The sequence below is a fragment of the Alloscardovia criceti DSM 17774 genome (assembly GCF_000376885.1).
In the GTDB taxonomy this organism is placed as follows: Bacteria; Actinomycetota; Actinomycetes; order Actinomycetales; family Bifidobacteriaceae; genus Alloscardovia; species Alloscardovia criceti.
In genome coordinates this window covers 161043-173026 of record NZ_AQXR01000010.1, presented here as the reverse complement: position 1 = coordinate 173026, position 11984 = coordinate 161043, and the positions used below count along the sequence as shown (strand labels likewise).

Sequence of the window (11984 nt, the reverse complement as noted above, 5' to 3'; positions counted from 1 at the left end):
TACGTATTTACGATTGGGCCGTGTCGTGCAGAGACTCCAGTGCAGCAGGGTTGAATTCGTTGTTGTAATACTGGCTGGAATCGTGTGCAAAACGGGTGAGACGTTGCTGATCTTCTGGGGTAATGGACGCAAGGAATTCCTTTTCGTAATCACCCAAGCTTGTAGGATAATCCCCGTTGAAGTACGCCACGCATAGGCCACCATACGGAGCATTTTCATGCAGGCCTACGGTTTCGACCAAGCCCTCCACAGACAGATAAGCCAAGGAATCCGCGCCAATGTATTCGCAAATTTCCTTCACGCTCTTGTGGGCAGCGATGAGCTCACTTGTGCGAGAAATATCGATGCCGTAATAGCACGGGTAGCGCAGTGGTGGGGAGGCGATGCGCATATGCACTTCGCTCGCGCCGGCCTCACGCAAAAGCTGTACGATGCGGCGGCTTGTAGTGCCGCGCACGATGGAGTCGTCGATGACGATAACGCGCTTGCCTTTTACCACGCCGCGCACAGCAGAAAGCTTCATACGCACGCCCTGCTCACGCAATTCCTGCGTAGGCTGGATGAAGGTGCGTGCCACATACTGGTTTTTAATCAAGCCCATTTCATTAGGCAAACCACTGGCTTCGGCATAACCAGCCGCGGCAGATAGTGACGAATTTGGCACGCCGATAACCATATCCGCATCCACGGGAGCTTCCTGCGCCAAACGCGCACCCGCGCGCTTGCGGGCGGAGTGGACGTTAATACCGTAAATATTGGAATCTGGACGGGCGAAGTAAATAAACTCCATCGAGCAGATTGCCTTCTGCGTCGTATCCGTGTACTTTTCGATGGTATAGCCCTCATCATTGATGATAATGATTTCTCCAGGTTGGATATCACGGATAAAGGTGGCACCCACGATGTCTAAAGCGCAGGTTTCGGAAGCGAGCACATACGCACCATTGGTCATCTGACCGAGGGACAAAGGACGGAAACCATTAGGATCCAAAGCACCGATAATGCAATCATCCTTCATGAGCATATATGCGAAGCCGCCGTGTACGGTGTTTAATGCTTCCTTGAGCTTTTCTACAAAGGTAGGTTGTGTGCTCTTACGGATCAGATGCATCAGCACCTCGGTATCCGAATTGGAATGATAAATGCCGCCATTTTCTTCCAGCTTACGGCGAATCGAGCGACCATTAGTGAGGTTGCCATTATGCGCTAACGCAAAATCGCCGTCATAAAAGCGGAAAAGGAAGGGCTGGATATTATCCACGCTACCGGATCCACTGGTGGCATAGCGCACGTGACCAATGGCAGCATTTCCTTTGAGGCGTCGCATCTGCGTATCATCGCTGAAGACCTGCGATAGCAAGCCCAAATCGCGATGACCATGGAGTCGGCCATTTTCATTGCTGACAATGCCCGCACCCTCTTGACCGCGGTGCTGCAATGCATGCAAGCCAAAATAGGTCAGACGAGCTGCATCTGGATGACCCCAAACACCGAAGATGCCGCATTCTTCATGCAAGCCTTCAAGTTCTGCAGACATATAAAATCTCCTATGTGCTGTCTTTATGCTGTCAACTGTTTTAATTATCGGTTTTCATGTCGTCTTTTGGGCGTCCACATTGCTGTGGGCGAAGAGTCTGAGGCGTGGGAACGGGAATTCAGCGCGCCCCAGACGTGTAAGGCCTACTCGGTGAAGTAGCTAACGCCGCCTTCAATCAGTGGCTGGAACTTATTTCCTGGCACATTCGAGTACACGCCATAGCCGTTGCGCTCCGTATGGCTCATCTTGCCGAGAACACGACCATCAGGGCTGGTAATGGACTCGATAGCCAGCAAGGATCCGTTTGGATTAACCGCCAAATCCATGCTTGGTTGACCGTCTTCATCCACATACTGGGTGGCTACTTGACCATTGTCGATTAAGGAATTCAACACAGTCTCAGGTGCGACAAATCGGCCCTCACCGTGGCTAATAGCAATGGTGTGAATATCGCCTACCTCGGTTTTGGACAGCCACGGGCTCTTAGTGCTGGCTACGCGCGTGCGCACGAGACGGCTTTGGTGGCGGCCAATGGAGTTGAAGGTCAAGGTTGGGCAGTTCTCATCCATTGGCACAATATCGCCAAATGGTACGAGACCCAGCTTAATCAACGCTTGGAAACCATTGCAGATGCCGAGCATAAGGCCATCGCGGTTGTTGAGTAAATCACGCACAGCTTCCGTCACCTCTGGTGAGCGGAAGAAGGCTGTGATGAACTTTGCAGAACCATCTGGCTCGTCACCACCGGAGAAACCGCCTGGAATCATGACAATCTGAGAATTGCGAATGGATTCAGCCAACTGATGCGTGCTTTCTGCCACGGCAGCAGGGGAGAGATTATTGATAATCAATGTTTCCGCCTGAGCGCCAGCACGATTAAAGGCGCGCAGTGTGTCATACTCGCAATTATTGCCCGGGAATACAGGGATAATGACGCGAGGCTTTGCGATTTTTACGGTCTTCTGCGTAGCACTGGCAGCAGCAGAAACGCCTTCATAGCTAATCTGCTGTACGGCTACGCGCTTGTCTTCTGCGCTGGAACGGTAAGGGAATACGGACTCCATGCCCGACTCCCAAGCCTCTTGAAGCTGAGCGAGGTCTATCTCTTCCTCAGCCGTGATAAAGCGGAAGTCTTCGATGGTTTCACCCAGCAGTGAGACGTTAAATTGCTCTGTGCTTTCTACCTGGAATCCTGTGCCCAGCTCCACGATAAAGCTGCCGTATGCATAGGTAAAGAGCTCCTTGAAATCTACATCCTGCGCAAAACGCAGGCCAATGCGATTTCCTAGGCTCATCAAGAAGAGCGAACCCATACTGGCGCTATAACCCGGTGTGGAGATAGCACGCGCAGCCTTATCCAGCACGAGCTTTTCAATCTGGTTAAAGACAGCGATAAGGCTTTCTGGTTCCGGTGTGATACCGTCAGCCTGATAACGCGGCGTAATGCGGACCAGCTTATGTCCTGCGCGCTTGAATTCTGGGGACGTTGCGTTATCTACATGACCGGTGGAGACAGCAAAGCTGACCAGCGTTGGAGGCACATCCAGATCTTCAAAGCTACCGCTCATGGAGTCTTTTCCGCCGATGGCTGCCACGCCCAAGTCCAGCTGGGCCATTAAAGCACCCAAAACTGCAGAGGTTGGCTTACCCCAACGTTCTGGCTCATTACGCAACTTTTCGAAGTATTCCTGGAAGCTTAAGTACGCCTTGCTACGGCTGAATCCTGCCGCGAGCAACTTTGCCACGGATTCCACCACGGACAAGTACGCACCCGTAAACTGATTCTTCTCCATAATGAATGGATTAAAGCCCCACGCCATGGCAGAAGCGGTGGTCGTCTCGCCATCTACCGGGAACTTTGCCACCATTGCGCTGGACGGTGTGAGCTGTGTTGCGCCGCCAAATGGCATCAAAACCGTAGAAGCACCGATGGTGGAGTCAAAGCGTTCGGACAGGCCCTTATTGCTGGCCACGTTGATATCGCTAACTACCGTGCGCAGACGTTCGGCTAACGATGTGTCTTCCGCTACAGCCCATGGAGCAGATACAGCTTGGGCAGATTCCACATGCACATTTTGATGCTTAGAAGCACCATTAGAAGCGAGGAATTCGCGGCTCAGATCCACGATGGTATCGCCGTTCCAACGCATCACCATGCGTGCCACTTCGGTAACTTCAGCGACCGGCACTGCCTCGAGATTTTCTTCTACGGCGTATCCCAAGAATTCATCCACATCTTGAGCATCGAGCACCACAGCCATGCGTTCCTGGCTTTCCGAAATAGCCAGCTCGGTACCATCCAAACCTTCGTACTTCTTAGGCACGCGGTTGAGATCTACGTTCACGCCGTCGGCCAGCTCGCCAATAGCCACGGAAACGCCGCCTGCGCCGAAATCGTTGCAACGCTTAATCAGCGTGCACGCATCGTTGCGCCTAAAGAGGCGCTGGAGTTTACGCTCTACCGGCGCATTACCCTTCTGAACTTCTGCGCCGTCCTTTTCAATGGATTCGACATTGTGAGACTTCGAAGAGCCGGTAGCACCACCAATACCATCGCGACCCGTGCGACCGCCCAAAAGCACGACCACATCGCCCGCAGCAGGCACCTCACGGCGCACATTAGCCTGAGGAGCAGCACCCACCACGGCGCCAATCTCCATGCGCTTTGCCACGTAACCTGGGTGATACAATTCGTTCACCTGACCTGTGGCCAAACCAATCTGGTTTCCGTAGGAGGAGTAACCGGCTGCAGCCGTGGTCACAATCTTGCGCTGAGGCAGCTTGCCTTCCAAAGTTTCGGATACCGGCACGCGTGGATCGCTGGCGCCCGTGACGCGCATAGCCTGATACACATAAGAACGACCGGACAGCGGATCGCGGATGGCGCCACCAATGCAGGTAGCCGCGCCACCAAACGGTTCGATTTCCGTAGGATGATTATGGGTTTCATTCTTAAAGAGGAAGAGCCAATCCTGGTCTTCACCATCCACATCCACGGTGACCTTTACCGTGCAGGCGTTGATTTCCTCGGACTCATCGAGATTCTTGAGGATGCCCTTCGCCTTGAGATAGCGGCCGCCAATGGTACCCATATCCATCAAAGACACGGGCTTCGCGCTGCGCCCTAATTCCTCACGCAGCTCCAGATACTTGTGGAATGCTGCGCGAACAGTGGCATCGTCAATCTCGATATTTTCTAGCTCTGTATTAAAAGTCGTGTGGCGGCAGTGATCGGACCAATAGGTATCGATGACGCGAATTTCCGTAATACTTGGATCGCGCTGCTCTTCGTGCGCAAAATAATCCTGGCAGAAGACAATATCAGCCAAATCCATAGCCAAACCGCGCTCGGCGATAAAATCGGATAACTGCTCCTGAGTTAGCTCACGGAAGCCCTCGATAATTTCTACCGGTTCTGGCTCTGGAATGGTTACCTGCAAGGTATCTGGTTTAGCTAAGGATGCCTCGCGGGATTCCACGGGATTGATAACGTATTTGCGTACCTGCGCCACATCGGCATCGCTGAGCTGCGTGCCATACAAGGCGTATACCACAGAAGAACGCACCTGCGGACGCTCACCCTGACTGATGAGCTGGATACATTCGCTCGCAGAAGCCGCACGCTGATCGAACTGACCAGGCAAGAATTCCACTGCAAACACCGCGTAGGCCTCGTCCATCACCTCGGCAGGAATGTCTGTGTACGTGACATCAGACTGTGGCTCGCTGAAAACGGTGGAAATCGTTTGCTCAAAAAGTTCCGAGTCTAGACCCTCTACATCATAACGATTGAAAATACGCAGATTTTCGAGTGTGGATACGCCCACAATTTCGGAGAGCTCCTTCAACAACTGATGAGCGTGAACGTCAAAACCAGGCTTCTTTTCCACAAGAACGCGATAAACCATGTCAGTCCTTTATCGAGGTTGGCTAGGGGAGTTAATTGTGATGTGCAGTTCTGTACGCTCTCACGCCGAGAAGTCTCGAGCTTTGAGCCCGCGCAGAATGGTGTTTCTATGAGTTTTGTTCAGAAAAATGTTCAGAAAAAAGATATGCCGGCGTAAAAACACCGGCATGAAGTACTAGTTATGGAGGTTATGAGAAGCGTTCAATTCTTCCAAGCGTGCGAGGATTTCTTCGTATGCTGGAATAATGCTCCCCAAATCCTTGCGGAAGATATCCTTGTCCAGACGCTCGATGTGTCCGGCTTCGGTCTTCCGAGAGTCCCACAAACGGCAGGTATCAGGTGTGACTTCGTCAGCCAGCAAAATTGTGCCATCGGAGGTGACGCCCATTTCAATCTTGAAATCGACCAGCGTAACGTTAATATCTGCAAACATGGCCGTCAGTGCGTGGTTGACCTCTCGGGCCTTGGCGCGGATGATATCCAGCTGATCAGGGGTAGCAATGCCCAGAGCAATTGCATCATCAGAGTTGATGAAAGGATCTCCCAAAGCATCGTCCTTCAAGCAGAATTCTACAACCGGACGGCTCAGTACGGTGCCTTCCTCAATGCCATAACGCTTGGCGAAGGAGCCAGCTGCGATATTACGCGCGATAATTTCCAGCGGGAACATGGTCAAATGACGGTTCAACTGCTCGGTTTCGCTAATCTGCTTGATGAAGTGGCTCGAAATGCCACGGTAGAGCAATTCGTTAAAAATAACGGAAGTAATTCTGTTATTTAAACGACCTTTACCCTCAATTTGTTCCTTCTTTGCGCCATTGCCAGCAGTGGCTTGATTCATATACTCAACCCAGAGTACGTCTGGATTGTCTGTAGCGTAAAGTTTTTTTGCCTTGCCTTCATAGAGTTTTTCGCGCTTTTCCATGGATGGCCTTTCCTGCGAAATGCAATAGCGGTGCGCTGATAACGTATTTAGAGTAACAAGTGCCAACTACAAAGACATAGATACAGAAGCCTTCCGAGTGGCGCTTATTTTAGGTGCGGATGGAGTGTATTTTAACCGTGCAAGGTGCAGGGCTTAGTGAATTGTGATGGTGACATCGTCCAGCATCTGCTGGGTGGTTTGCCTAGCCTCCGCTTCGGTAGTGGCATTGGCGAGCAAAACGGCCATGCGCCGGTGCCCATGCACGCGTGGCTTACCGAAAATGCGCACATCCGTATGCGGGTGAGCCAAAGCTTTGTCTACACCGGTGAAAATCGCTTCACCTTCGCCTTCTACAACGACTGCGCGGCTGGCGCTCACGGTAGAAGTATTACGCAATGCTACGGATTCTGGGGTCACAGGAATGCCGAGAATTGCGCGCGCGTGTAAAGCAAACTCGCTGAGGTTTTGCGAAATCATCGTCACCATACCCGTGTCATGCGGGCGAGGAGAAACCTCGTTGAAAAGCACTGAACCGTCACGGAGCACGAAAATTTCCACTCCGAAAACGCCCCAACCCTTTTCACCCGCTGCCTGAGCGTCCTGGACCAGTTGCTCCACCACGGTGCGTGCAATATGCTGCGCCTTGTCAAGCACCTCCGATGGCACGTGGGCTGGCTGCCACGACTGCCTATAATCGCCATCTTGCTGTACATGACCGATAGGTGCACACGTTACTACGCCAGCACTGGAGGAAACCGTGAGAATGGTCAGCTCATAGTCCAGCGGTGCAAAAGCCTCCACAATGACGCGCGATACCGTACCATCAGATGCTGTGCGGCGACCTTCTTGCGCAATTTCCCACGAGCGCGCGATATCTTCTTGCGAGCGTGCAATGGACTGACCGTGACCCGAGGAGGATAAAATAGGCTTAATCACGCACGGAAAACCTACCGTGCGTGCACCTTCCAACAATTCCGACTCGGACTGTGCAAAAGCATATGGTGTGGTAGGCACGTTGCATTTTTCCGCAGCAGTGATGCGCAAAGCCTCGCGATTCATGCAAATCTGTGCAATAGATACGCTAGGCACGACTTGGATGCCTGCGCTTTTTGCCACGCTCAATTCAGAGGTGGCAATGGCCTCCACCTCGGGCACAATAATGTCGGGTTGCACCTCTGCGATGAGCTTTCCCAAGGTCTGTGCATTGCTCATATCAATGGCATAACTTTCGTGGGCAATATGCTGCGCCGGCGCGTGTTCATACGAATCTACTGCAATCACATACGCACCTAAACGCATTGCTTCCAGCGCAATTTCCTTACCGAGTTCTCCAGAACCCAGCAACATAATGCGCGTTACAGCAGATTTATCTGCGCTGTAGGGAGATCCAAGTGGACGAGAAGTGAAATCATGACGAGCCTGAGAATTCATAATTTTTATTGTGTCACGTGCGCGGTACTAACGGACACGTAGTATTACCTGTATGAGAAGGCTGAGGATTGCACTAGTAGTAGATACATTAGGTAAGGGCGGAAACGGTACATCAAATTCCGCAGCCCAGTTCGCTCACGAGCTTGAACGTCTCGGCCACGAGGTGCGACTAGTGGGTGTGGATGCACCGGATAAGCGCTATCGTGCACGCGAGCAGTACATTCCTGTGGTCACACATTTTGCGAAGCCACATCAGCTAGCCTTTGCGCATGCGGATACGGAATTATTTAAAACTGCCTTCGCGGATGTGGATCTCGTCCATATTTATATGCCTTTTTCTTTCGGTCGGGCTGCGCTGAAATATTGCAAAGCGCATAATATCCCCGTCACCGCCGGTTTCCACGTGCAACCGGAAAATATCGTGGCCAATGCGCCTTTTCTGGGCGCAATTGCGCATATTATCCACCATATCTACCGTTGGATGTGGAAGGGCTTCTACGAGGATATCGAACATATTCATGTGCCTACGCACATGGAGGAACGCTTATTACTCATCAATGGTTTTACGCAGCATCTACACGTTTTTTCCAACGGATACGACGATGAGGCGTTTACCATGCGCGAGTCTGAACCGCCATTGCATAAAGGCAAAATAGTCGTCGCATCCTCGGGTCGTCTGAGTTCCGAAAAGGCTCAACACACGTTAATTCGAGCCATTTCCCTGAGCAAATACAAGGATGATATTGAGCTGCGCCTCGCAGGATCGGGACCGTTAGAAAAGCGCCTGCGCCTCTACGCCATGATGAGACTAGGGTGGGGAAAGTTCTTCATCGGCTTTATACCACACGAACTGATGCCGAATTTCTTGAAAAAAGCACATCTTCTCGTACATGCTTCTCAAGCAGATATCGAAGGCATATCCGTTATCGAAGCCATGGCCGTGGGCGTGGTGCCGATTATCGCTTCCTCAGAGTTAAGTGCGGCAGGAGATTTTGCTCTCGTGGAAGAGTCTCTGTTTCCCGTGGGAGACGCCAGAACTTTGGCGCGAAAAATCGACTGGTGGATTGAACACGCAGACGAACGCAAGCAGTGGGGCAGACGATATGCACTCCACACGCAGGCACACTACAGCATTTCCAGCTCTGTGCAGGCGTTTCTGCGCATGGCTCAAGAGGCAATAAACGCGAAAAACGCAAGTGAAAAGGCATAACAGAGGTCTTAAAAGTGTTATCCATGCGATAATTCAAATTTTTTTTCAGCTCATCGCCGTGTCGTTCCAGAGCATAGTGTACACTCTCATACGTTGCACAAAATCCGTGCAAGCGTGGTGGCTGTAGCTCAGTCGGTAGTAGCACCTGATTGTGGTTCAGGAGGTCGCGAGTTCAAGTCTCGTCAGCCACCCCAGTTCAAGTTCCTTGAGGTTTCGGCCACAAGGAACTTTTCTTTTTTCTCCGCGCTCTTCCGGTTTTCCTTTTATTGCGTTCCTTTTAAATCCTTGCGTACTTTTAATTCAAGCCCATTACAACAAGCAGAGCCGTAATTTCCATAACACTGAAAATAATCGACAGGCTGTTAATCGCGCTCGCTTTTCCACTATCTCCACCACATAATGCCGTGTAGGCGGGTGCCAAGATGCTCAGTGGTGCGAAGGCGACAATGACCAAACTCTGACGCACAATCAGGTCAAAAGGCAAAAGAAAATAGCACAGCAGAGCCAAAACAATCGACAAGAGATGGCGCAGGCCAAGAATTTTTACGATATCTGTCACATACTCACGCTTGAATTCCACACGAATCATCATGCCGATCATCAGCATGGCAATGCTGGGATTGGCCAGCGCCAAAGGATGGATAAGGCTGACTGCAAAATCGGGTAATGTGATGCCCACGCTGGTGATGACAAACATGACAATATACGTCATCAGTGGTGTGCTCGTCAGTAAGCGTTTGGCAAAAGCTTTGTAATTGATGCCCCCAGCTTTTTCAGAAATATACTCCGAAGTAAAAGCGTAGGTGCCGCCCGTGCAAGCTATCGAATTTCCCACGTCAAACATGCATGCAGTCACTGTGCCGAGCGGTGGCAGAAAAGACTGCACAAAGGGAATGCTAAAGGCTCCGATGTTCTGCGAAGGCAAACAGAGCATATATAAGGCCTTGGTGCCTGCAGCCTTCTTGCGGGTCATCACCATGCCCACAATGACCATCACCACATTTGCCAGCAAGCCCAGCGCAGCCAGACTGAGCATCATTAATCCTGACGATAGGGTGGTTTGGGTGAAATTAAAGATAATAGCTGCCGGCAAAGTGACATTCATCAGAATTTTTCTGAGACTTTCGCTCGCGTTTGCCGGAGTAATATGACGGTACTCGAGGAATCGTCCAATGATAATAATGAATACAAATGCTGCCGCATTGAGCAAAACCTGCGTCATGAAGACTCCTCATTATGGTTAATTATGTTTAACGTCATTGTGTGTCATCACATGTACCTCTAGTAGCATACGTTACCTGATTAGGTCTGTAAGGCATTCACATAATTTAGCTCTCACAGTATAGCGCTCAAGCGGAAAAACTGAGGTGCTCGTGCCGTATCGAGAGAGTATAAAGATTTGCCTCAGAAAATCACACTTTTGAGTGATACGGTCAAAAATTTACATCGGTAAACTAGAAGTTGTCACACTCACAGAAGCGATTACATTGAATTTTCCCTCCAAATACATCGCTTCATGGGATTGGGTGATACGTTTGACGATAGGTTCTTCGGACTTATCGTCAAACTGTTGCCGGTTGGATGGACACTAGAGTTTTCGTGGATATCAGCGCTCTCGAAATCTAGCAAAGATGAGGATGGATAGGCGCGAGTTCGATTCTGGCGAAATAATATCGCTTCCAGCGTGAGAGGTGGCGCTCACGTTATAATAAATATCGTTGGTCCGAAGCTTTTACATAAGGCGAATGCAGGCCTGAGAACGGTCGGCGTGCACCTTCATAATCTCTGATCTCTTATCCATACTGAAAGTTACGGCCGAAAAAATGAAACGCGGGCAGTAAGTAAAATCTTGTTTTGCGTCGCGCCATCTGGTATACTCGAAATTCGTGTGTGCCGCTGGTATGCCTATGTAAAGGTGTACGGCAGCGGGATATCCCAAAATCGATGACGGTTTCCAGTAATGAGAAGCTTGAGATGATGGGCCATCGGGCCGGTGGACTGTGGCTGTTGAGATTTTCAGAGGCAAACTCTGGGTTCTTGAACGTGCTCGCAGTGAAGCGGTCGCACTAATTTGTAAACAAGAATCGGAGAAAACAGTTGCCTACAATTGAACAGCTGGTCCGTAAAGGACGTCAACCAAAGCCAAAGAAGTCCAAGACTTTGGCATTGAAGGGTAGCCCACTGCGTCGCGGTGTGTGCACTCGTGTTTATACCACAACTCCAAAGAAGCCAAACTCTGCATTGCGTAAGGTCGCACGTGTACGCCTCTCTTCTGGTGTTGAAGTAACCGCCTACATCCCAGGCGAAGGCCACAACTTGCAGGAGCACTCTATCGTGCTCGTTCGCGGTGGTCGTGTAAAGGATCTTCCTGGTGTTCGTTACCACATCGTTCGCGGTGCTCTCGATACTCAGGGTGTAAAGGACCGCAAGCAGGGTCGTTCCCTCTACGGCGCAAAGAAGGCTAAGTAATATGTCACGTAAAGGACCAGCAAAAAAGCACCAGCTCCTGCCAGATCCAATTTACGGTTCGACAGTCGTAGCTCAACTCATCAACAAAATCCTCCTCGACGGTAAGAAGGCAATTGCAGAAGATATCGTTTACTCTGCTCTTGATATCGTTAAGGATAAGACAGAACAGGAACCAGTAGCAGTACTGAAGCGCGCTTTGGACAACATTCGCCCAAGCCTCGAAGTACGTTCCCGCCGTGTCGGTGGTGCTACCTACCAGGTTCCAGTTGAAGTAAAGCCAGCACGCGCAAACACTCTGTCTTTGCGCTGGCTCACCGATTTCTCTCGTCAGCGTCGTGAAAAGACCATGTCTGAGCGCCTCGCTAATGAGATTCTCGATGCAGCAAATGGTCTCGGTGCTTCTGTAAAGCGCCGTGAAGACACCCACAAGATGGCTGAGGCTAACAAGGCCTTTGCTCACTATCGTTGGTAATCTCGGTCCCACTCGAGGAAAGATAGGTAAAAA

The 11984-nt window shown here is 50.9% G+C and carries 8 protein-coding genes and 1 tRNA gene; 4 read left to right on the top strand and 5 right to left on the bottom strand.

Annotation, left to right across the window (positions count from 1 at the left end):
* Window positions 1–7: 7 nt before the first annotated feature.
* The 4 genes from purF to purT all read right to left on the bottom strand — a co-directional run bounded on the left by purF (window position 8) and on the right by purT (window position 7800).
* The gene (purF, locus tag D570_RS0104130; protein WP_018143137.1) at window positions 8–1537 is read right to left on the bottom strand and encodes an amidophosphoribosyltransferase; all 1530 of its coding nucleotides are present in this window, start codon (window positions 1535–1537) and stop codon (window positions 8–10) included.
* 143 nt (window positions 1538–1680) lie between these two features.
* Entirely contained in the window at window positions 1681–5445 is a 3765-nt protein-coding gene (locus tag D570_RS0104125) for a phosphoribosylformylglycinamidine synthase (RefSeq protein WP_018143136.1), read from the bottom strand.
* Window positions 5446–5619: 174 nt separating this feature from the next.
* Window positions 5620–6369 (bottom strand): phosphoribosylaminoimidazolesuccinocarboxamide synthase, encoded by a 750-nt coding sequence (gene purC / locus D570_RS0104120; RefSeq protein WP_018143135.1) that lies wholly within the window; start codon window positions 6367–6369, stop codon window positions 5620–5622.
* Window positions 6370–6522: 153 nt separating this feature from the next.
* Window positions 6523–7800: a formate-dependent phosphoribosylglycinamide formyltransferase gene (gene purT / locus D570_RS0104115; RefSeq protein ID WP_018143134.1), complete on the bottom strand. Its 1278-nt coding sequence runs from the start codon at window positions 7798–7800 to the stop codon at window positions 6523–6525.
* 52 nt (window positions 7801–7852) lie between these two features.
* On the opposite strand from purT, the gene D570_RS0104110 reads away from it, so the two are divergent.
* Window positions 7853–9010 (top strand): glycosyltransferase, encoded by a 1158-nt coding sequence (locus tag D570_RS0104110; RefSeq protein WP_033376968.1) that lies wholly within the window; start codon window positions 7853–7855, stop codon window positions 9008–9010.
* 117 nt (window positions 9011–9127) lie between these two features.
* Window positions 9128–9204, top strand: a tRNA-His gene (locus tag D570_RS0104105).
* A 101-nt stretch (window positions 9205–9305) separates the two neighbouring features.
* Here D570_RS0104105 and D570_RS0104100 read toward each other — a convergent pair.
* Window positions 9306–10232 carry an AEC family transporter gene (locus D570_RS0104100; RefSeq protein ID WP_018143132.1) on the bottom strand — a complete coding sequence of 309 codons (927 nt, stop codon included), beginning with the start codon at window positions 10230–10232 and terminating at the stop codon, window positions 9306–9308.
* An 875-nt stretch (window positions 10233–11107) separates the two neighbouring features.
* On the opposite strand from D570_RS0104100, the gene rpsL reads away from it, so the two are divergent.
* Together rpsL and rpsG are read left to right on the top strand one after the other, a co-directional pair.
* Window positions 11108–11479 carry a 30S ribosomal protein S12 gene (rpsL, locus tag D570_RS0104095; RefSeq protein ID WP_018143131.1) on the top strand — a complete coding sequence of 124 codons (372 nt, stop codon included), beginning with the start codon at window positions 11108–11110 and terminating at the stop codon, window positions 11477–11479.
* A 1-nt stretch (window position 11480) separates the two neighbouring features.
* Window positions 11481–11951: a 30S ribosomal protein S7 gene (gene rpsG / locus D570_RS0104090; RefSeq protein ID WP_018143130.1), complete on the top strand. Its 471-nt coding sequence runs from the start codon at window positions 11481–11483 to the stop codon at window positions 11949–11951.
* Window positions 11952–11984: the final 33 nt, after the last annotated feature.